This is a genomic window from Amycolatopsis kentuckyensis, assembly GCF_002155975.1.
In the GTDB taxonomy this organism is placed as follows: Bacteria; Actinomycetota; Actinomycetes; order Mycobacteriales; family Pseudonocardiaceae; genus Amycolatopsis; species Amycolatopsis kentuckyensis.
On record NZ_MUMI01000437.1, the window covers coordinates 1 to 21,005 of the forward strand.

Consider the following 21,005-nt stretch of genomic DNA (forward strand, 5'->3'; position numbering starts at 1 on the left):
CGCGCAGGGTGGCCTCGGTTCGCTGCAGTACGCACTGGGCGTGCCGGAGGCGATGGTGTCGTTCCACGTCCTGGGCGCGATGGCGGTCATCATCGCGACGGCCTCGCTGTGGACGGGCAGCCGCGACCGCGGCCCGGTGACCTCGCTGGCAGCGGCGCCGAAGGAGCTCACGGCCGCCTGACGGCAACGCTCGCTTAACTCGGCGTCGGCGTAGCCGTCCGGGCCGTGGGTTATCGTTCGCGCCATGACGTCGCGCACTGCGCCCAAGCCGCTGATCTCCCACCGTCGCGGGACCGGGGAGATGCTCGTGCTCAAGACCTTCCTGCTGGTGCCGTTCGTGGCACTCCTCGTCGCGGTCCCCCTGGTCTGGGGCTGGGGCATGAGCTGGATCGACCTGATCCTCGCGGCGGCGTTCTACGTGTTCGCGACGCTCGGGGTGACGGTCGGCTTCCACCGCTACTTCACCCACGGCGCGTTCAAGGCGTCGCGGCCGCTGCGGGTGGTGCTGGCGATCGCGGGCAGCATGGCGGTCCAGGGCTCGGTGATCTTCTGGGTGGCGAGCCACCGCCGCCACCACGCCTTCGCCGACCGCGAGGGCGACCCGCACTCGCCGTGGCTGTTCGGCACGTCGCCGTCGGCCCTGCTGCGGGGTTTCTGGCACGCGCACATGGGCTGGATGTTCGGCCGCGAGGTGACCAACGCGGACCGGTTCGCGCCGGACCTGGTGGCGGACTCGGACGTGCGCTGGGTGAACCGCTACTTCTGGCTGTGGATCACGTTGAGCCTGGCCCTGCCGGCGGTGCTCGGCGGCCTGATCAGCTGGTCGTGGTGGGGCGTGGTGACGGCGTTCTTCTGGGCGGGACTGGTGCGGATCGCGTTCCTGCACCACGTGACGTGGTCGGTGAACTCGGTGTGCCATCTGATCGGCGAGAGGCCGTTCGCCAGCCGCGACAAGGCGGCGAACTTCTGGCCGCTGGCGCTGCTGTCGATGGGCGAGTCCTGGCACAACTCGCACCACGCGGATCCGACTTGTGCGCGGCACGGGGTGCTGCGGGGGCAGGTGGATGTTTCGGCGCGGGTGATCTGGGCGTTCGAGCGGTTCGGGTGGGCGACGAACGTGCGGTGGCCGCGGGTCGAAAGGCTGGCCGCGAAGCGGGTTTGATCGCTCTGGGTAGCCGAGGCTTCTCTACCGTGTTCAGCGGTGCCCAGTAACTTCCTGTTGCGTGCAGAAAAAAACCCGCGTGGGCACAGTGATGTCCCAGCCCAGCGAAGGCAACAACGGCCACTCATCGCCTGTGGCACTGATCGCGCCGACCGCCGCGGTGATCGCGGCCATCGTGATGACGTTCGCTCCGATCGCCCCGGCGACGACCACATCGGGGCCGGCAGAGACGGTCGCCGTGGAAGAAGGCGGCGGCGGAAACACCGGCAACGACGTAAGCCAATTGAGCTGACCGGCTCGTAGCCGAAGCGACGGGGAAGAAATCCTCGTACCAGAAGTCACGTCGCTCTGGTCACGAGGATTTCCACCGGAAAGCTATCCCGTAGTTCTCCCGCGGATGGCACCCGTCGATGAAGGTGTGCCGGACAAACCCGTCCTCGACGGGGAGCAGGTGCGGATCACCATCCGGCGGACGGCATCTTCGTTCGTATTCGGTTTGCTCCGCATACCACCAGCAAGCCTCCGGTACGCATTTCTCGTCGAAGGTGATCTGAACCGTCAGGCCGGCGACGGGCCTGCCGTCCGGAGCGCACACGCCGGGCGCAATACCGTGGTGGTCGACGTCGACGTTGATCCACTCGCGCGCCTCGGTCAGTTCCCCGTCGAGCGCCTCGGACACGAAGGCGTACCGCTCGCCCCGGCGAAGCGGCCGCCGGAAGCGCAGGCGGGCCCGCACGGGGTCATCCGGTTGCACCCCGGGCGAAGCGACCAGGCGGCAGGCCCACAGAGCCGTCACCGGAATCTCTTCCGGCTCGTGGTTCCAGCCGGTCAGCGCGTGCACGTGATAGCCGTCGACGCCGTCCTCGCAGGCGATGATGTCGCGTTCGGTGATCCGGCGCCGCGCCGTTCTGCGGTGCATCACCACCGTGACGATCATGCGTTCCAGGAACACCGGTTGCGCCCCCTTGGAAGCCGCCCGGGCCCGCCAGCCGCCGCGATGCTCGCTCGCGACCTCCCGCACCGCGCGTCCGATGTCGATGTAGAACCGCCAGCCCTGCTCGTCCAGTGAAGCCAGTTTCTCCGCCAGGCAGCCGGCCAGGTCGCCGACCGCCCGCCGCCAGGCCTTGTGCATCGGGGTGGTGGTGCTGGGCGGCGGATCGCCGAAAACGCCGCGCAGCCGCATCAGCTGCTTGAACCGGTCGTCCAGCGTCGGCTTCCAGGTGGTTTCCCCCGGCGCGGGCGGAATCCGGAACGCCGCCATCAGGGTATTGCGACGGCGGGAGTCCCCCGCCGAGCCGAGTTTGCCGATCTCGTCGGCGATCAGGCCCAGCACCGCGAACGCGCGCAATTCGGGCGTCTCGGCGGACAACACCTTCGTGGGGGCCACCAGCGAGCACAGCACCGCGGCCGACTGGCTCGCCGGTTCTTCGATCGCGTAGCGCAGGAAGCGGAGTGGTTCACCGTCCTTGCGGGTGGCGAGCCAGCGCAGCGCGTCTTCGATCACCGCGGGCGAAGCCACCTCGTCGACGCGTTCCCGTTCCACCCGGATCGTCACGGCACCCTCCACCGACAATGATCGACAATTCCCCGGCAAACCCGGGCAACGGCGAGAACTGCGGCGACAGCCACCCGGCAACGAGAAACTCGCCCCGAAAACAAAAGATCATTTCCGGTCCGGCCCGCCGCCGGTCACCATTACCCATCAGGCGTACTAGTACACCATCAAGAGGGGTAGAACAATGGCCAAGCACGTCGTCGGCAGACCGGACACGCCGCCGCCCGGACGGGACGACGGCCGGGGGTTGCGCGAACTGATCAAAGCCGGCCTGGCCGGGATCGGCGGGCTCTACCTGGTGACCGGCTCCCTGGCCGTGACCACGATCGGAGCCGTCGTCGCGCTCGTTCTGGTGGCCGTGCAGGCGGCCCGGTGACTACGCCAGCTGCTGCCGCACCGCCGACGCGAAGCGCAGCGCCGCCGCCGGGTCCGTCTGGCGGAAACCCAGGGACGGCTCCGTCAGCTCCAGCTCCAGCAGCAACGGCTTCCCGTCCGCCCCGCGGACCAGGTCCACTCGCGCGTACAGCAGCTCGGCCCGCAGGATGCCCAGCAACGCCGAAGCCGCGTCCAGGACGTCCTCCGCCAGCGCCACGGCATCCTCGGGCGGCGAGGCCGGCGCCAGCTCCTCCGCCAGGTACAGCCCCGAGGAATCCATTGTGGACCCCAGCATCGCGCCCTTGGAAAATGCGTGGGAATAGATCCCGCCCAGGTACACCAGAGCCAGCTCGCCGGAAGTGTCCACACTGGACTGATACGGCTGGATCAGCGCCGTGTGCCCCTCGGCGTGCAAGCCGGCCACGTGTGCGGAAGCGTCCGCACCCCCGGCGAACCGGGCCGCTCCCCGAGACCCCGCGCCCACCGAGGGCTTCACCACGAAGTCCGACGACGGAAAAGAAGCCGCCGAGTCCGGCTCGACCAGCGATGTCGGGACCACCGCCAGGCCCGCGTCCAGCAGCTCCACCAGGTACGACTTGTCCGTGTTCCACCGCACGACCTCGGCCGGGTTCATCAGCGACGGCACCGACTCGCACCACGCGAGGAACTCCGGACGCCGAGCCGGGTAGTCCCAGGTCGCGCGCAGGATCACCGCGTCCGCCGCGGCGAAGTCGAACGAGGAATCCCAGGGCGCCCACGAGACCGAAAAGCCCAGCGAGGACAAAGCGGGCACCACGGCGTCGTCGTCGCCGTCACCCGAAGGGAGTTCCGCGCAGCTGACCAGGACCGCGGTGGGGCTCACCGGCCCGCCATCTTGCGGCGGTGCTCCGGGCCGATCTTCGTGGCCTGCACCGTCTCCGCGTCCCACGTCGCCGGGGAGAGGTCCTCGACGGCCTCGATCAGCGCCTCGCCGGTCGCCACCGAAGGGACCACCACGTCACCGAGGGCGCCGTCCGCGCCGACCAGGACCACGCGGGCCCCCGCCCGGCCGATGTTCTCCACCACCGCGCGGGACGGCTTGCCGTGCGCCTTCACGAACTTGCGGGCCGCGGCGAGCTGCGCGCCGGACGGCGGTACGACGGTCTCTTCTGCAGTCACGTCCCGAACCATAACCAACGGAGCGCCGGAACGCGGAACAGCGTGGCCTCGGCCATAGTTGCACCGGGAGAACCCGATCCGAGGAGGACCCATGCCCACCGCAGTGCAGGTGACGAAGACCGGCGGCCCGGAAGTGCTCGAAGCGGCCGAAGTGGACGTTCGCGCCCCGGAGGCCGGCGAGCTCCTGGTCGACGTCGCCGCGGCCGGGGTCAACTACATCGACACCTACCAGCGCCAGGGCATCTACCCGATGGAGCTGCCGTTCGTGCTCGGCCTCGAGGGCGCCGGCACCGTCGTCGAGGCGGGCGACGGCTCCGGCTTCGCGCCCGGTGACCGCGTCGCCTGGCAGGGATCGATCGGCAGCTACGCGGCCCGCAAGCTCGTCCCGGCCTCGGTCGCCGTGCGGGTCCCCGAGGGCGTCTCCCTGGAGACCGCCGCCGCGACCATGCTGCAGGGCATCACCGCGCACTACCTGGTCGCCTCGACCTTCGAGGTCAAGCCGGGCCACGACGTGCTCGTCCACGCGGCCGCGGGCGGCGTCGGGCTGCTGCTGGTACAGCTGGCGAAGGCGCGCGGCGCCCGGGTCATCGGCACGGTGTCGACCGAAGAGAAGGAGAAGCTGGCCCGCGAAGCCGGCGCCGACGAGGTCATCCGCTACGACCGGGACGACTTCGCCAAGATCACCCGCGAGCTGACGAACGGCGAGGGTGTCGACGTCGTGTACGACGGCGTCGGCAAGGACACCGTCGACGGCAGCCTGGCCAGCCTGAAGGTCCGCGGCCTGCTCGCGCTGTTCGGCGCCTCCAGCGGCCCGGTGCCGCCCCTGGACCCGCAGCGCCTCAACGCCGGTGGCTCGCTGTACCTGACCCGCCCGACGTCCGTGCACTACGCGCGCACGCGCGAGGAGATCGAGTGGCGTTCGAAGGAGCTGTTCGACGCCATCCTCGCGGGCGAGCTGACCGTCCGCATCGGCGGCAAGTACCCCCTGGCCGACGCCCGCAAGGCCCACGAGGACCTGCAGGGCCGCCGCACCACCGGCAAGCTGCTGCTCATCCCCTGACGCGCCGAAGGCCGCCCCGGGGGATCCCCGAGGCGGCCTTCACACGCACGTCAGGCCGCGCCGACCGCCACGGCGTCGGTGACGAACACCAGCGTCTCGTTCGGCTTCATGCCGTTGCCGCCCTCGCCGTAGGCGAGGTCCGGCGGGATGATCAGCAGCCGGCGGCCGCCCTGCTTGATGCCCGTCAGGCCCTGGTCCCAGCCCGGGATGACCTCGCCCGCGCCCAGGTTCAGGTCGAACGTCTTGCCGCGGTCGAAGGAGCTGTCCAGCTTCTGCTTGTCCGACCAGGTCACCAGCAGGTAGTTCATCTTCAGCTTCTGCCCGGCCTTGGCCGGGTCGCCGGTGCCCTCGGACAGGTCCTTCGTCACCAGCTTCTTCGGCGGGTCGCAGTCGTCCGGGATGGTGATCGCCGGCACCTCGCCGAACTTACCCGTCGTCTTCACGTCGTCCGCGGTGCACTCGCGGCCCTTGCTCTGGGGCGCCGGCGCGGCGTTCGACGACGGGACGGGCGGCCCCGCCGGTGCGGCCGTCTCGGTCTTGGCCTGCTGGCCACACGCGGCCAGCGACAGCGCCGCCGCGGCGGCGACCACGATCTTCCCGATGTTCTGCATGCCGGGCACCCTAGCCAAGCACGGAGAGTGCCGGAACTTCGTCACCGGTGGCGACCACGCCGAGCCGCCGCGTGGCGCGCGTCAGGGCCACGTACAGGTCGTTGAGGCCCCGCGGCGAACCCGCGACGACCTCGTCCGGCGCGACCAGCACCACGGAGTCGAACTCCAGGCCCTTCGACCGCTCGACCGTCAGGACGCTCAACCGCTCGTCGTGCCCCGAAAGCCACGCCGAGACCGCGTCGAACCGCCGCGCGGGCACCAGGACCGCCACCGTGCCACCGTCCACTTCGGACAGCTCGCGCGCCACCAGCCCGGGCAGCTCCGCTCCCAGGGACGCCGGCCGCACCGACCACGGCGGCACGCCGGTCTCCCGCACCGAAGACGGCGCCGACAGCCCCGGGGACACCTCCGCGAGCACCCGCGCCGCGACGGCCATGATCTCGGCCGGTGTGCGGTAGTTCACGGTCAGCTGCTCCAGCCGCCACCGGTCCTCGACGTACGGCGAGAGCACCTCGCCCCACGACCGCGCCCCGCCCGCCGCGCCGGTCTGGGCCACGTCCCCGACCAGCGTCATCGACCGGTTCGGCGTGCGCCGCATGAGCAGCCGCCAGTCCATCGCCGACAGCTCCTGGGCCTCGTCGACGATCACGTGCCCGAACGTCCAGGTCCGGTCCTGCGCGGCCCGCTGGGCGGCGGTCAGCTCGCTGCGCTCCTGCTGGCGCTCGGCGAACAGCTCGGCGTCGAGGACGTCGGAGACGCGCAGGAGCTCCTCGTCGATGATCTCTTCGTCCTGCTCGAGGATGTCGAGCACGCCCTCGGCGTACGCGCGATCCTCGCGCTCCCGGCGTTTGCGCTCGACGCGGGCCTCGGTGTCGTCGACGCCGATCAGCTCGGCGAGCTCGTCGAGCAGCGGCACGTCGGCCGGTGTCCAGCGAGCGTCGCGGCCGCTTTCCAGCAGGGCGCGGTCCTCCGGGGACAGCAGCTTCCCGGCGGCGCGGTCGAGACGTTCGCGGTCGGCGAACAGGTCGTCGAGCACGCCTTCCGGCGTCAGCACGGGCCACAGCGAGTCCAGCGCGGCGGCCACGTTTTCGTCGGCGGCCAGCTCGGCGCGGATGTCGGCCAGGTCCTGGCCGTCGAGGAGGTCCTCCCCCAGCTTGCGAGCGGCCTGGCGGGTCAGCGCGTCGAGGACGTCGGAGACGAACAGGCGCCGCGCCGGGTTGTGCGGGCGCCGCGAGCGGCGGGCGCGGGTGCGGGCGTCGGTACACGTCTTGCGGTCCAGCCGCAGCACGTCGTGCTCGTACTCGATTTCCAGGACCGGTTCGGGCACGCGCTGGCGGTCGCGGACCGCGTTGGCCAGCACCTCGGCCAGCACCAGCCGTCCCTTGACCTCGGTCGTTTCGCGCGGTTCGACGCCGTCGGCGGTCAGGCCGGGGTAGAGCTGGCCGATGGTGGCGAGCAGCACGCCGGTCTCGCCGAGCGAAGGCAGCACCTGGCCGATGTAGCGCAGGAACGTGCTGTTCGGGCCGACGACGAGCACGCCGCGGGTGGTGAGCTGCTGGCGGTGCGTGTAGAGCAGGTAGGCGGCGCGGTGCAGCGCGACGGCGGTCTTGCCGGTGCCGGGACCGCCCTGCACGACCATGACGCCGCCGAGCGGGGCGCGGATGATCCGGTCCTGCTCGGCCTGGATGGTCGCGACGATGTCGCTCATCTCGCCGGTGCGCCGCTGCTCCAGGGCGGCCAGCAGCGCGGCCTCGCCGGCCAGGCCGAGGTCCTGGCCCTGGTCGGCCGCGGTGAGGTCGAGGACCTCGTCGTCGAAGCCGGTGACCTTGCGGCTCAGCGACCGCAGGTGCCGCCGCCGGAGCACCCCTTCGGGTGACGCGGCGGTGGCGAGGTAGAACGGCCGCGCGACCGGCGCCCGCCAGTCGACCAGCAGCGGCCGGTAGTCGTCGTCCTCGTCGAACAGCCCGAGGCGCCCGATGTAGGTGGTTTCCTCGGCGCTCTCGGGGACGAAGTCGAGCCGTCCGAAGGCGAGGCCCTGCTCGACGGAGCCGAGCTGGGCGAGCCGGTCGGTGTAGAGGGTGGTGGCGACGTCGCGCTCGGTGCGGGCCTGCGGGGTGCCGCCGGTCTGGCGCAGCGTCTCGTCGAGACGGCGCTGGGCTTCGAGGCGCTCGGCGTCGAGCTTCGTGTAGAGGGTGGTGACGTACGCCTGCTCGCGGGCGAGCTCGGCGGAGAAGTCGTCCGAAGACAAGAATCCTGCTTTCGCCTCGAGGAAAAGAGCCAACGAAGTCTAACGGCGCCCGCGGCGCGATCATTCCGTCCCGAGAGCGCAGTACGGGTAGACCTCGGCGGACCCGACGGCGGCGGGCAGCACCTTCTCCCCCGGCGCGCACGAGGCGCTCGGCGCGGGCAGCTGCTCGCCGCCGGTGAGGCGCCCGGAGGGGTCGCGGAACAGCACCGCCGCACCACGGCTGGTCAGCGCGCGGCAGTTCTCGGAGTGGTATCGGACACCGCCGGGGACGACGGTGGCGGTCACGGGCGTGTAGCCGCCCAGCGCCTCCGGTGCGATCCAGATCACCGGGCCGACCGCGGGGCGGTCGAGAACGACCCCGATCCGCTGCCACGGTGGGAGCACCGGTACCTCGACGGTCCGCCCACCGGACGTCACCGGGATCCGGTAGGCGGCGAGGGTGCTGGTGTTCTCCAGCACGGCCGCGCCCGGGCCCTGTTCGGCGACGCGGATGGCCCCGCCGTCGGGAGCCGGGCCGGGGACGGCGGTGATCTTCGAGGGGATGGCGCAGCCGGTGCCGAGGAGCCGGTTCTGGTCGAGGTCGAACCGGCCGCGGCCGAGCAGCGCCAGCAGGGCGAACACGGCGACCGCGACCACGCCGATCCCGATCTTCCTGATCATCGGCATTCTCACGGGATGCCGGTGCTCGAACTCGCGACGCGGTAGAGCTCGCCGGCACGGCCGTAGTGAGCCCCCTCGACGACGGAGACCACGATGTGCGCGTCCGGCTGCCAGTACGCGCGCAACTCGCCCGCTTCCGCCGGGTACGGCACCTCCCGCAGCGGCACGCCGCGTTCGGCAAGCAGCGCGCTGACCTCGCCGAACGTCACCGGACCGGGGAAAGCGCCGTAGCGGTCGCGGATCACCCGGTTGACCAGCTCCGGCTCGGCGTACCGCAGCCGGTGGGCCTGGATCGAGAAGTGGGTCCCCACCCACGGCGCGCGCCCGCTGCCGCGCTCCCAGAAGAACTCGACCAAGCCGTGGTCGCGCCACAGGCCGTGCTTCAACCGGTTGTCGCCGTAGTCGTCGCCGAACAACTCCGCCACCCGCTCTGGTGACCAGGTGGGGTCGGCGCCCAGAACGGTTCCGGACTCGATGACGTCGGCGAAGAATTCCGCCGGGCTCAGAACGGCAGGCCGAGGGTCGGCAGCCCGATCGCCGAGTCCACCGCCAGCGCCACGAACACGATCATCAGGTACGTGTTCGACCGGTGGAACAGCGCCATCGGCTTGGTCTCCTCGCCGCGCCGCACGGCCGCTTGCAGGCTGTGCGCGTAGAAGAGGAACCAGCCGCCCGCGAGGATCGCGAACGTGCCGTACAGCCAGGACGTCACCGGGAGCAGCAGCAGCGTCCACGCCACCATCACCCACGAGTAGATGACGATCTGGCGGGCGACGTGCTGGGCGGTGGCGACCACCGGCAGCATCGGGACACCCGCGCGCTCGTAGTCGTCGCGGTACTTCATGCCCAGCGCCCACGTGTGCGGGGGCGTCCAGAAGAAGATCACGCCGAACATCACGAACGCCGGCCACTGGACCGTGCCGGTGACGGCGGCCCAGCCGATCACCACCGGCATGCAGCCCGCCGCGCCGCCCCAGACGACGTTCTGTGACGTGCGCCGCTTGAGGCCGAGCGTGTAGACGAAGATGTAGAAGAGGATCGTCGCGATCGCGAGGATCGCCGAGAGCAGGTTCACCGTGAGGTACAGCACGACGGCCGAGGCGACCCCCATCACCAGGCCGAAGACCAGCGCGCCGCGGCGGGGCACCGAGTCCTTGACCAGCGGGCGGCGCTTCGTGCGGTTCATCACCTTGTCGATGTCCGCGTCGATCACGCAGTTGAGCGCGTTCGCGCTGCCCGCGGCCATCGTCCCGCCGACCAGGGTGGCCAGGACCAGCCACGGCGAGGGGATCTGACGGCCGGCGAGGAACATCGCCGGGATGGTCGTCACCAGGAGGAGCTCGATCACCCGGGGCTTCGCCAGCGCGGCGTAAGCGCCGACGACCCGGCGGAGGCTTCGCCGCTCACCGTGCGGTCGTTCACCGGTCGGGTGCACGGCGCTGGTGTCGTCACTGCGTCCGTGCGCAGCGTTCACCAACGACATTTCACTCCCTGCGTCAGGTTCGGGCGGGACAGTCCGGGTAGCCGAAGAACCAGCCCTACTGAACCCTCGAACGATGTTAGACGTGGTGAATCCCGTGGGTGATCGCGGGTCCTCGACCGGCCCAAGCACTAGGCTGGCCGCGACGGGCCGCGATTGCCCCTGCGCATGGCCGCGAGCAGGAATATCGTCCCTTCGGGATCGATTGAGATAAGTAGCCGCGCGTACGGGTAACCGGAACGAGGAAGACCAGCCGCAACCATCATGACCGGGAGTTGGAGTTCAGTGTCCGAAACCGCCACTACCAGCGAGAACAACCCACTCCTCCGGCGCAACACGCCCGCCGACTGGACCGACACCGACACCCGCGCCGTGGACACCGTCCGGGTGCTCGCCGCGGACGCGGTGGAGAACTGTGGCAGCGGCCACCCCGGCACCGCGATGAGCCTGGCGCCGCTGGCCTACACGCTGTTCCAGCGCACCATGCGGCACGACCCGAACGACCAGCACTGGCCGGCCCGCGACCGGTTCGTGCTGTCGGCCGGCCACTCGAGCCTGACGCTCTACATCCAGCTGTTCCTCGCCGGCTACGGCCTCGAGCTCGAGGACCTCAAGCAGCTGCGCAAGTGGGGCTCGAAGACCCCGGGTCACCCGGAGTACCGCCACACCGACGGCGTCGAGACCACCACCGGCCCGCTGGGCCAGGGCCTGGCCAACGCGGTGGGCATGGCGATGGCGGCCCGCCGTGAGCGCGGCCTGCTGGACCCGGACGCCGCGCCCGGCGAGAGCATCTTCGACCACCACGTCTACGTGATCGCTTCCGACGGCGACATCGAAGAGGGCGTCACCTCCGAGGCCTCGTCCATCGCGGGCCGCCAGGAGCTGGGCAACCTGATCGTCTTCTACGACGACAACAAGATCTCGATCGAGGACGACACGAACATCGCGCTGTCCGAGGACACCGTGAAGCGCTACGAGGCCTACGGGTGGCACACCCAGGTCGTCGAGGGTGGCGAGGACGTCGTCGCGATCGAGGAGGCCATCGAGGCCGCCAAGGCCGAGACGCAGCGGCCGTCGTTCATCGCGCTGCGAACCGTGATCGGCTACCCGGCGCCCAAGAAGATGGGCACCGGCAAGGCGCACGGCGCCGCGCTGGGCGGCGAAGAGGTCGCCGCGGTCAAGAAGATCCTCGGCTTCGACCCGGAGCAGTCGTTCCAGGTCGAGGACGACGTGCTCAAGCACACCCGCCAGGCCGCCGAGCGCGGCCGCCAGGCCCACGCGGAGTGGCAGGAGAAGTACGAAGCCTGGGCCGCGGCCAACCCGGAGCGCAAGAAGCTGGGCGACCGCCTGGCCACCCGCACGCTGCCGGAGGGCTTCGCCGACAACCTCCCGCACTGGGACCCGGACCCCAAGGGCGTCGCCACCCGCAAGGCCTCCGGTGAGGTGCTCAACGCCCTCGCCGAGCCGCTGCCGGAGCTGTGGGGCGGCTCGGCCGACCTGGCCGAGAGCAACAACACGACGATGAAGGGCGCCGACTCGTTCGGTCCCGAGAAGGCCGCCACCGACATGTGGCAGGCCACCCCGTACGGCCGGACGCTGCACTTCGGCGTCCGCGAGCACGCCATGGGCTCGATCCTCAACGGGATCGCGCTGCACGGCGGCACCCGCCCGTACGGCGCGACGTTCCTCATCTTCTCCGACTACATGCGCCCGCCGGTCCGGCTGGCCGCGCTGATGAAGGCGCCGGTCACCTACGTCTGGACGCACGACTCGATCGGCCTCGGCGAGGACGGCCCGACGCACCAGCCGATCGAGCAGCTCTCCGCGCTGCGGGCGATCCCGGGCCTCAACGTCGTCCGCCCGGCGGACGCCAACGAGACCGCGTACGCCTGGAAGGCCGTGCTGGAGGACACCGACCACCCGTCCGGGCTGGCGCTGACCCGCCAGAACGTGCCGGTGCTCGAGGGCACCAGCGCCGAGGGCGTCAAGAAGGGCGGCTACGTCCTGGCCGACTCCGACGGCACGCCGGACGTCGTCCTGATCGCCACCGGCTCCGAGGTCCAGCTCGCGGTCGAGGCCAAGAAGACCCTGGACGCCGACGGCGTCAAGGCGCGTGTCGTGTCCATGCCGTGCGTCGAGTGGTTCGACGCGCAGGACGCGGCCTACCGCGAATCCGTCATCCCGGCCGGTGTGAAGGCCCGCGTGTCCGTCGAAGCGGGCATCGCCCAGTCGTGGCACCGCTTCACCGGTGACGCCGGGGTGAACGTTTCCATCGAGCACTTCGGTGCGTCGGCCGACGCGGCCACACTGTTCCGTGAGTTCGGGTTCACCGCGGAAGCCGTCGTCGAGGCCGCCCGTCGCTCGATCGCCAACACCAAGAATTCCTGAAGGGGATGACAGTAATGAGCAACGACAAGCTCGCCGCGCTGTCCGAGGCCGGTGTCTCCATCTGGCTCGACGACCTTTCGCGTGAACGCCTGAACACCGGCAACCTGGCCGACCTCATCCGCGACAAGCACGTCGTCGGCGTGACGACCAACCCGACGATCTTCGCGAACGCGATGTCGAAGGGCGACGCCTACGACGAGCGCACGCGGGAGCTCGCCGCCCAGGGCGCCGACGTCGAGGCGACCATCCGCGACCTGACCACGACCGACGTGCGCAACGCCGCGGACCTGTTCCGCGACGTCTACACCGCGACCAACGGCGTCGACGGCCGCGTCTCGATCGAGGTCGACCCGCGCCTGGCCAAGGACTCCGACAAGACGGTCGTCGAGGCGCAGGACCTCTGGAAGACCGTGGACCGGCCGAACGTGCTGATCAAGATCCCGGCCACCCAGGAGGGCCTGCCGGCGATCACGAAGACCTTGGCCGAGGGCATCAGCGTCAACGTCACGCTGATCTTCTCGGTCGAGCGCTACCAGAAGGTCATCGAGGCCTTCTTCGCCGGCCTGGAGCAGGCGAAGGCCAACGGTCACGACCTGCGCGGCATCCACTCCGTGGCGTCGTTCTTCGTGTCCCGCGTGGACACCGAGATCGACAAGCGCCTGGAAGCCATCGGCACCGACGAAGCCCTGGCCCTGCGCGGGAAGGCGGCCGTCGCCAACGCCCGGCTCGCCTACGCGGCCTTCCAGGAGATGTTCTCCTCCGACCGCTGGAAGGCCCTCGCGGCCGACGGTGCCAACGCACAGCGCCCGCTGTGGGCCTCGACCGGCGTGAAGAACCCGGACTACTCCCCCACGCTGTACGTCGACGACCTGGTCGTGAAGGACACGGTCAACACGATGCCGGAGAAGACCCTCGACGCGGTCGCGGAGCACTCCGAGCTCAAGGGTGACCAGGTGACCGGGCGCGCTGCCGAGGCCCAGGAGGTCTTCGACAAGCTCACGGCCGTGGGCATCGACATCACTGACGTGTTCCTGGTGCTGGAGAACGAAGGCGTCGAGAAGTTCGAGAAGTCGTGGACCGAACTCCTGGACACCGTGAACGGGCAGCTCGAGCAGGCGAAGGGCTGAAGCACGACATGACGACAGGCGAAAAGACCGGCGTCGAGATCGTGGACGCCGCGCTGGCGGAGCGTGCCGCGCCGCTGGCCGAGCAGCTGGTCGCCGACCAGGCCGCTTCGAAGCTGGCGGCGCAGGACGCGACGCTCTGGGGGCCGGAAGCCGAATCCGAGGCGTCGATCCGGCTGTCGTGGACGACGCTGCACAAGTCGTCGCGGCCGTTGATCGGCGAGATCGACGCGCTGCGGACCGAGCTGCGGAGTGAGGGCGTCGACCGCGTCGTGCTGGCCGGCATGGGCGGCTCGTCGCTGGCGCCGGAGGTGATCACCGCGACCGACGGCGTCGCGCTGACCGTCCTCGACACCACCGACCCCGGCCAGGTCGCCGACGCGCTCGCCGGCGACCTCGAGCGCACGGTGATCGTGGTGTCGTCGAAGTCGGGCGGCACCGTCGAGACCGACAGCCACCGGCGGATCTTCGCGAAAGCGTTCGCCGACGCGGGGATCGACGCGGCCCGGCGGATCGTGGTCGTCACCGACCCCGGCTCGCCGTTCCAGGAACTGTCCGAAAAGGAGGGATACCGCAAGGTCTTCCTCGCCGACCCGCACGTCGGCGGCCGCTACTCGGCGCTGACCGCGTTCGGGCTCGTCCCGGCCGGCCTCGCCGGCGCGGACGTCGCCCGGCTGCTCGACCAGGCCGCCTCGGTGGCCGAGGAGCTCGCCGCGGACGACGTGGCCAACCCGGCGGTCAAGCTGGCCGCCGCCTGGGCCGCGGCGCACGAGACGGGCGCGGAGAAGGTCGTGCTGGCCGACACCGGATCGGGCATCAAGGGCTTCCCCGACTGGGCGGAGCAGCTGATCGCCGAGTCCACCGGCAAGCAGGGCACCGGCCTGCTGCCGGTCGCGGTCGAGGGCCCGGAGGCGGCCGGCTTCGCCGACGCCGGCGACGACGCCACGGCCACCGCGGTCGGCGGCCCGCAGGGTGCGGCGAAGATCGCCGTCACCGGCTCGCTCGGCGCGCAGTTCCTGCTCTGGGAGTTCGCCACGGCGCTGGCCGGCCGGCTGCTCGGGATCAACCCGTTCGACCAGCCCGACGTCGAGGCGGCCAAGAAGGCGGCCCGCGCGCTGCTGGACGACCCGGAGAAGCTCAAGGGCGGCGAGGAGCCGTCCACTGTGGACGGCCCGGTCGAGATCTTCGGCAGCGACGGGGTGTCGACCGAGGGCAGCCTGACCGACGTGCTCCGGGCGTTCTTCGCCTCGGCGCCGGACGCGGGCTACATCGCGGTCCAGGCCTACCTCGACCGGCTCGACGACGCGTCGACGGCGGTGCTGCGCGGCGAGATCGCCAAGCGCACCGGGAAGCAGACGACGTTCGGCTGGGGCCCGCGGTTCCTGCACTCCACCGGGCAGTACCACAAGGGCGGCCACCAGAACGGCGTCTTCCTGCAGCTCACCGGCGCCGTCGAGCAGGACCTCGACGTGCCGGACCGGCCGTACACGCTGGGGCAGCTGCAGCACGCCCAGGCGCTCGGCGACGGGCAGGTGCTCGCCGAGCACGGCCGCCCGGTGCTGCGCCTGCACCTGACCGACCGGGCCGCGGGCCTCGCGGCCGTCGTCCGCGCGGTACAGGAGGCCGGCGCATGACCTGGACCAACCCCCTGCGCGATCCGCGGGACAAGCGGCTCCCGCGAATCGCCGGGCCGTCCAGCCTGGTGATCTTCGGGGTCACCGGCGACCTGGCCCGCAAGAAGCTGATGCCCGCCATCTACGACCTGGCCAACCGCGGGCTGCTGCCCGCGGGCTTCTCGCTCGTCGGGTTCGCCCGCCGCGACTGGGAGCACCAGGACTTCGGCGAGCTCGTGCACGACTCGGTCAAGGAGCACGCGCGGACGCCGTTCAAGGAGTCGGTGTGGAACCGGCTCGCCGAAGGCATCCGGTTCGTGCAGGGCACCTTCGACGACGACGACGCCTTCGACCGGCTCGCGAAGACGGTCCGCGACCTCGACGAGGAACGCGGCACCGGCGGCAACACCGCGTTCTACCTGTCGATCCCGCCCGGCGCGTTCCCGGTGGTGACCAAGCAGCTGGCCCGCTCCGGGCTGGCGAACGCCGACGAGAAGACCTGGCGGCGGGTCGTCATCGAGAAGCCCTTCGGGCACGACCTGAAGAGCGCCGAAGAGCTGAACGCGATCGTCAACGACGTCTTCCCCGAGGAGTCGGTGTTCCGCATCGACCACTACCTCGGCAAGGAGACGGTGCAGAACATCCTGGCGCTGCGCTTCGCCAACCAGCTGTTCGAGCCGATCTGGAACGCCAACTACGTCGACCACGTGCAGATCACCATGGCCGAGGACATCGGCCTCGGCGGCCGCGCGGGGTACTACGACGGCATCGGCGCCGCCCGGGACGTCATCCAGAACCACCTGCTGCAGCTGCTGGCCTTCACCGCGATGGAGGAGCCGCTGTCGTTCGAGCCGCGGGCCCTGCGCGCGGAGAAGATCAAGGTGCTCTCCGGCGTCACGCCGGTCGGCCCGCTGAGCCAGACCACCGCGCGCGGGCAGTACGCGGGCGGCTGGCAGGGCGGCACGAAGGTGCCCGGCCTGCTGCAGGAAGAGGGCTTCGCGAAGGACTCGAAGACCGAGACCTACGCGGCGGTCACCCTCGAGGTGCAGAACCGCCGCTGGGCCGGGGTGCCGTTCTACCTGCGCACCGGCAAGCGGCTCGGCCGCCGCGTCACCGAGATCGCGATCGTGTTCAAGCGGGCGCCGCACCTGCCGTTCGACTCGACGTCCACCGAGGAGCTGGGGCAGAACGCCCTGGTCATCCGGGTCCAGCCGGACGAGGGCATCACGCTGCGGTTCGGCTCGAAGGTGCCGGGGACCACGATGGAGGTCCGCGACGTCACGATGGACTTCGGGTACGGCCACGCGTTCACCGAGTCCTCCCCCGAGGCGTACGAGCGGCTGATCCTGGACGTCCTGCTCGGCGAGCCGTCGCTGTTCCCGGTGAACGAAGAGGTCGAGCTCTCCTGGAAGATCCTCGACCCGATCCTGGAGCACTGGGCGAAGGAAGGCGCGCCCGAGCAGTACGCGCCGGGCACGTGGGGCCCGCCGTCCGCCGACGAAATGCTGGAGCGCACCGGCCGGAAATGGAGGCGCCCGTGATCATCGACCTGCCGTCGACCACGACGTCGGCACTCAACAAGAAGCTGGTGGAGATCCGCGAGCAGGGCGGGCAGGTCGCCCTCGGGCGCGTCCTGACGCTGGTGATCGTGGCCGACGACGACGCCCACCTCGAAGAGGCCATCGAGGCGGCCAACGGCGCGAGCCGCGAACACCCGTCGCGGGTGATCGTGGTCGCCAAGGGCGCCCGCACGGCGGCCCCGCGCATCGACGGCCAGATCCGCGTCGGCGGCGACGCCGGCGCGAGCGAGGTCATCGTGCTGCGGCTCTACGGCCCGCTGGCCGCGCAGGGCCAGAGCGCGGTGGTGCCGCTGCTGCTGCCGGACGCCCCGATCGTGTGCTGGTGGCCCGGGGCCGGCCCGAAGGACCCGGACAAGGACCCGCTCGGCGAGCTGGCCCAGCGCCGGATCACCGACTCGGCCGCGGAGAAGAACCCGGTCAAGGCGCTGACCACGCGGGCGAAGGCGTACACCGAGGGCGACACCGACCTGGCCTGGACGCGCCTGACGCACTGGCGCGCCCAGCTGGTCTCGGCGCTGGACCTGCCGCCGTACGAGAAGATCACGGCGGCGACGGTGACCGGCGAGGCCGACTCGCCGTCGACCGAGCTGCTGGCCGCCTGGCTGGCCGAGTACCTGAAGGTGCCGGTCAAGCGGGTCAAGAGCTCGGGCGCGGCCGGGATCATCTCGGTGACGCTCGACCGGCGGTCGGGCGCGGTGGAGCTGCACCGCCCGGACGGCCGCGTGGGCACGCTGACCCAGCCGGGCCAGCCCACCCGCCGGATCGCGTTGCAGCGGCGCAGCACGCAGGACTGCCTGATCGAGGAGCTCCGCCGGCTCGACCCGGACGAGGTCTACGAGGCGGCCCTGCACGGCCTGGGCAAGATCACGTCGGGCACGAACGGCAAGACGGGGGCCCCGCCCAAGGCGGACGTCACCTCGCCGGCCGCTGCCGCCGCCGCGGGTGCCAAGAAATGAGCAAGACGGAAGTCGTCGTCTACGCGAACCAGGACCTCCTGGCGGCCGCGGCGGCGGCTCGCCTGGTGACCCGGCTGGTCGACGTCCAGGCGGCCAAGGGGTCGGCATCCCTGGTGCTGACCGGCGGCGGCACCGGGATCGCGGTGCTGTCGGAGCTGCGGGCCTCGTCGGCGCGCGACGCGATCGACTGGTCCCGGCTGGACGTCTACTGGGGTGACGAGCGGTTCGTCCCGGCGGATTCGGACGAGCGGAACGAGAAGCAGGCACGCGAGGCGTTGCTGGATCACGTCCCGCTGGACCCGAAGCGGGTCCACGCGATGGCGCCCTCGGACGGCGAGTTCGGCTCCGACGTGGACGCGGCAGCGGCGGCTTACGCCGACGTGCTGGCTTCCCAGGCCGGGCCGGAGGACCACGGAGACGTGCCGTCGTTCGACATCATGTTGCTGGGCCTCGGCGGGGAGGGACACACCGCGTCGGTGTTCCCGGAGTCCCCGGCGGTGTACGAGACCGAGCGTTCGGTGGTGGCGGTGCGGAACTGTCCCAAGCCACCGCCCACGCGGGTGTCGCTGACGCTGCCGGCGATCCGCCGGGCCCGGGACGTGTGGCTGATGACGGCCGGATCGGCGAAAGCGGACGCGGTGGCGTTGGCGTTGGCCGGCGCCGGGGAGGTTCAGTTGCCGGTGGCCGGGGCGCGGGGACACCGGCGGACGTTGTGGCTGCTGGACCGGGCTGCGGCGGGCAAGCTGACGAAGGTGTACCAGCCGCCCACGGCTTGAGTGTTGTGCGGTGAAGGCCCTCTGCTTCGGCAGGGGGCCTTCGCTTGTTCGGGGCGGGCAGTCGGCTTCGGCAGCCGTGGTGATCGGTGCCGAGCCGCCGGGCATCCGCCTCGAAGCAGGCGAACACCGCTCCCCACTCGGCCTCCCCATGCGGGCCGGCCGCGTCGCCTATTCCGTCCGCCAGCCGCGCTGCAGGCAGGCGAAGATCTCCTCCGCCGCCCGGCGGGGGTGCTTGTCGGCCTGGATCAGCTCGCGTGACGCCAGCACGAACCGGGCCAAGGCCGCGCAGGTGACGTCACCTTCCGGGGCGCCCCTCTCCTTCGCGATCGCGCGGGCCAGCGCCGTCTCGTGGCGCATCCACATCCGCCGGGCGTAGTCGCGCAGGGCCGGTTCGCTCTCGATCAGCCGCAGGAACTCGTCGCTCGGGGCGCTTTCGGCGAGGCGCAGGACGTGCTCGCGCAGCGCGTCCACGACCGAGTGCCCCGTCGGCCGGCCGTGGACCGCCTGGACGAGCGCCGCCTCGATGTCCTCGTCCCGGTCGAACACCAGCGCTTCCTTGCTGGGGAAGTACTTGAACAACGTCGTCACCGAGACGTCCGCGGCGTCCGCGACCTCCTTCACCCCGACCTTCCCGTAGCCGCGCTCGAGGAACAGCTCCAGCGCCGCGTCGGCGAGGGCCTTGCGGGTCTGCGCCTTCTTGCGCTCGCGGCGTCCGATCACTTCGGTCATGCGGCAAAGTCTAACTCACTCAAAAAGTTTAGTCGTTGCACTTTTGGGGTGACTCTGCTTTCTTAGTGACATGACCTTTCCTCGAATCGCGATCGCCGGCGCCGGTCTCGGCGGCCTCGCCTGCGCCCGCGTCCTGCAGCTCCACGGCCTCGACGTCACCGTCTTCGAACAGGAACCCGCCGCCGGGGCGCGGCCGCAGGGCGGGACGCTCGACATGCACGCCGACACCGGCCAGGTCGCCCTCCGCACCGCCCGCCTGGACGACCGGTTCCGCGCCCTGGCCCGGCCGGAGGGCCAGCAGATGCGCGCCTTCGACCCGCACACGGCCGAGGTGGCCATGGACGAACTCCCCGCCGAAGGCGACGACTCCCGGCCCGAAATCGACCGCGGCCAGCTCCGCGGCATCCTGCTGGACTCCCTCTCCCCCGGCACCGTCCGCTGGGGACACCCGGTCGCGGACGTCGCCACGACCGGCGAGGGCGCACATCTGACGTTCGCGGACGGCACGTCCCAGGACTTCGACCTGGTCGTCGGCGCGGACGGCGCGTGGTCCCGCGTCCGGCACGCGCTCACCGGCGTCCGGCCGGTGTACAGCGGCGTCACGTTCGTCGAGTTCGGCCTCGACGACGCCGACCGCCGCCACCCGGCCCTGGCCGCGCTGACCGGCCAGGGAACGATGATGACGAAGGCCGGCGGCAAGGCGCTCATCGCGCAACGCAACAGCAACGGCCACATCCGCTGCTACGCCACCTTCTACGCCCCCGAGGACTGGGCCGCCGGGCTCGACTTCGCCGTCGCCGACGCGGTGCGGGACCACCTGCTCGAGCGCTACGCCGGCTGGCACCCGGACCTGCTCGCGTACCTGCGGGAGCACGACGGCGGGTTCACGCACCGGCCGCTGCACGTCCTGCCGGTCCCCCACGCCTGGACGACCACGCCCGGGCTCACCCTGCTCGGCGACGCCGCGCACCTGATGCCGCCGCTCGGCGTCGGCGCGAACCTCGCCCTGCTGGACGGCACCGAGCTGGCGACCGCGCTGGCCACGTCGCCGAGCGTCGGGGACGCCGTCCGGGCGTACGAGGCCGGCCTGCTGCCGCGGTCGATCGAGACGGCGAAAGCCTGCGCGTCCGGCCTGCACGACCTGCTGAGCGACGACCTCCGGTCCATGGCCGCGTGAGAACTACCGCCGGGCGACCGCACGTGGGTAACATGATTCCCACGATGTGGTCGTCTTGGCGCACGCTGGGAGACAGATCTCCCACGCTCGGTAGCACTCCTCGCTCGCCATCCCCCGGACGGCCCAGCCGATTACGGAATCCGGACGCCGGTACGCCGAATGCGGGTGAAACTAACCGTCTCCGTACGTCACCTCGTTAGCATCCGCACATTTGTCTGCGGCCGCGCGTCCCGATCGGGCCCTGAGCGCCTCTCACCAACAAGTCCACAAGACGAATGGGGTCGCCAGCGATGAGTACAGAGGGACTCTCGATTCCAGGCATCTCGATCGCCGGCTCGGGGCCGTCGGCCGCC

At 71.0% G+C, this 21,005-nt stretch carries 20 protein-coding genes and 1 pseudogene; 12 read left to right on the forward strand and 9 right to left on the reverse strand.

Going from position 1 to position 21,005, the window contains the following annotated elements; all coding sequences use genetic code 11:
* The 3 genes and pseudogenes from CCN39_RS35600 to CCN39_RS49700 form a co-directional block, all read left to right on the forward strand.
* Positions 1–181, forward strand: a pseudogene (locus tag CCN39_RS35600) (COX15/CtaA family protein); the annotation flags it as partial.
* Between the two features lie 63 nt (positions 182–244).
* Positions 245–1,162 carry an acyl-CoA desaturase gene (locus tag CCN39_RS35605; RefSeq protein ID WP_086849567.1) on the forward strand — a complete coding sequence of 306 codons (918 nt, stop codon included), beginning with the start codon at positions 245–247 and terminating at the stop codon, positions 1,160–1,162.
* Positions 1,163–1,223: 61 nt separating this feature from the next.
* Complete coding sequence (locus CCN39_RS49700) at positions 1,224–1,454, forward strand: hypothetical protein (protein ID WP_143264271.1); 231 nt, start codon at positions 1,224–1,226, stop codon at positions 1,452–1,454.
* Between the two features lie 60 nt (positions 1,455–1,514).
* Here CCN39_RS49700 and CCN39_RS35610 read toward each other — a convergent pair whose 3' ends face one another.
* Positions 1,515–2,717: a hypothetical protein gene (locus tag CCN39_RS35610; RefSeq protein WP_086849599.1), complete on the reverse strand. Its 1,203-nt coding sequence runs from the start codon at positions 2,715–2,717 to the stop codon at positions 1,515–1,517.
* A 184-nt stretch (positions 2,718–2,901) separates the two neighbouring features.
* On the opposite strand from CCN39_RS35610, the gene CCN39_RS35615 reads away from it, so the two are divergent.
* The gene (locus tag CCN39_RS35615) at positions 2,902–3,093 is read left to right on the forward strand and encodes a hypothetical protein (RefSeq protein WP_086849570.1); all 192 of its coding nucleotides are present in this window, start codon (positions 2,902–2,904) and stop codon (positions 3,091–3,093) included.
* On the opposite strand, the gene CCN39_RS35620 is transcribed toward CCN39_RS35615, so the two are convergent.
* Positions 3,094–3,954 (reverse strand): ATP-grasp domain-containing protein, encoded by an 861-nt coding sequence (locus CCN39_RS35620; protein WP_086849572.1) that lies wholly within the window; start codon positions 3,952–3,954, stop codon positions 3,094–3,096.
* A complete protein-coding gene (locus CCN39_RS35625) occupies positions 3,951–4,250 on the reverse strand; it encodes a hypothetical protein (RefSeq protein ID WP_086849574.1) in 300 nt (99 codons plus the stop codon). The genes CCN39_RS35620 and CCN39_RS35625 overlap by 4 nt, the downstream gene beginning before the upstream one ends.
* A 91-nt stretch (positions 4,251–4,341) precedes the next feature.
* On the opposite strand from CCN39_RS35625, the gene CCN39_RS35630 reads away from it, so the two are divergent.
* A complete protein-coding gene (locus CCN39_RS35630; protein WP_086849576.1) occupies positions 4,342–5,310 on the forward strand; it encodes a quinone oxidoreductase family protein in 969 nt (322 codons plus the stop codon).
* 50 nt (positions 5,311–5,360) lie between these two features.
* Here the strand turns inward: CCN39_RS35630 and CCN39_RS35635 are convergent, their stop codons facing one another.
* The 5 genes from CCN39_RS35635 to CCN39_RS35655 form a co-directional block, all read right to left on the reverse strand.
* Complete coding sequence (locus CCN39_RS35635) at positions 5,361–5,921, reverse strand: FKBP-type peptidyl-prolyl cis-trans isomerase (protein ID WP_086849601.1); 561 nt, start codon at positions 5,919–5,921, stop codon at positions 5,361–5,363.
* Between the two features lie 10 nt (positions 5,922–5,931).
* Positions 5,932–8,169 (reverse strand): HelD family protein, encoded by a 2,238-nt coding sequence (locus CCN39_RS35640; RefSeq protein ID WP_086849578.1) that lies wholly within the window; start codon positions 8,167–8,169, stop codon positions 5,932–5,934.
* A gap of 60 nt (positions 8,170–8,229) precedes the next feature.
* Positions 8,230–8,829 carry a hypothetical protein gene (locus tag CCN39_RS35645; protein WP_244211147.1) on the reverse strand — a complete coding sequence of 200 codons (600 nt, stop codon included), beginning with the start codon at positions 8,827–8,829 and terminating at the stop codon, positions 8,230–8,232.
* A gap of 8 nt (positions 8,830–8,837) precedes the next feature.
* Positions 8,838–9,254: a hypothetical protein gene (locus CCN39_RS35650; protein WP_086849580.1), complete on the reverse strand. Its 417-nt coding sequence runs from the start codon at positions 9,252–9,254 to the stop codon at positions 8,838–8,840.
* A gap of 77 nt (positions 9,255–9,331) precedes the next feature.
* Positions 9,332–10,312 carry a heme o synthase gene (locus CCN39_RS35655; RefSeq protein WP_086849582.1) on the reverse strand — a complete coding sequence of 327 codons (981 nt, stop codon included), beginning with the start codon at positions 10,310–10,312 and terminating at the stop codon, positions 9,332–9,334.
* A gap of 282 nt (positions 10,313–10,594) precedes the next feature.
* Between CCN39_RS35655 and tkt the strand changes: the two genes are divergently transcribed.
* From tkt to pgl, 6 genes are read left to right on the forward strand one after another with little or no spacing between them, the layout of a single operon-like run.
* A complete protein-coding gene (gene tkt, locus CCN39_RS35660; RefSeq protein WP_086849585.1) occupies positions 10,595–12,697 on the forward strand; it encodes a transketolase in 2,103 nt (700 codons plus the stop codon).
* A 14-nt stretch (positions 12,698–12,711) separates the two neighbouring features.
* The gene (tal, locus tag CCN39_RS35665) at positions 12,712–13,824 is read left to right on the forward strand and encodes a transaldolase (protein WP_086849588.1); all 1,113 of its coding nucleotides are present in this window, start codon (positions 12,712–12,714) and stop codon (positions 13,822–13,824) included.
* An 8-nt stretch (positions 13,825–13,832) separates the two neighbouring features.
* Positions 13,833–15,455: a phosphoglucose isomerase-related protein gene (locus tag CCN39_RS35670; RefSeq protein ID WP_086849590.1), complete on the forward strand. Its 1,623-nt coding sequence runs from the start codon at positions 13,833–13,835 to the stop codon at positions 15,453–15,455.
* A complete protein-coding gene (zwf, locus tag CCN39_RS35675; RefSeq protein ID WP_086849592.1) occupies positions 15,452–16,975 on the forward strand; it encodes a glucose-6-phosphate dehydrogenase in 1,524 nt (507 codons plus the stop codon). Before CCN39_RS35670 ends, zwf begins: the two co-directional genes overlap by 4 nt.
* Positions 16,972–17,970: a glucose-6-phosphate dehydrogenase assembly protein OpcA gene (gene opcA / locus CCN39_RS35680; protein WP_086849603.1), complete on the forward strand. Its 999-nt coding sequence runs from the start codon at positions 16,972–16,974 to the stop codon at positions 17,968–17,970. Before zwf ends, opcA begins: the two co-directional genes overlap by 4 nt.
* Positions 17,967–18,746: a 6-phosphogluconolactonase gene (gene pgl, locus CCN39_RS35685; RefSeq protein ID WP_086849594.1), complete on the forward strand. Its 780-nt coding sequence runs from the start codon at positions 17,967–17,969 to the stop codon at positions 18,744–18,746. Before opcA ends, pgl begins: the two co-directional genes overlap by 4 nt.
* Positions 18,747–18,914: 168 nt before the next feature.
* On the opposite strand, the gene CCN39_RS35690 is transcribed toward pgl, so the two are convergent.
* The gene (locus CCN39_RS35690) at positions 18,915–19,475 is read right to left on the reverse strand and encodes a TetR/AcrR family transcriptional regulator (RefSeq protein WP_086849596.1); all 561 of its coding nucleotides are present in this window, start codon (positions 19,473–19,475) and stop codon (positions 18,915–18,917) included.
* Positions 19,476–19,545: 70 nt separating this feature from the next.
* Between CCN39_RS35690 and CCN39_RS35695 the strand changes: the two genes are divergently transcribed.
* A complete protein-coding gene (locus CCN39_RS35695) occupies positions 19,546–20,652 on the forward strand; it encodes an FAD-dependent oxidoreductase (RefSeq protein ID WP_086849598.1) in 1,107 nt (368 codons plus the stop codon).
* Positions 20,653–21,005: the final 353 nt, after the last annotated feature.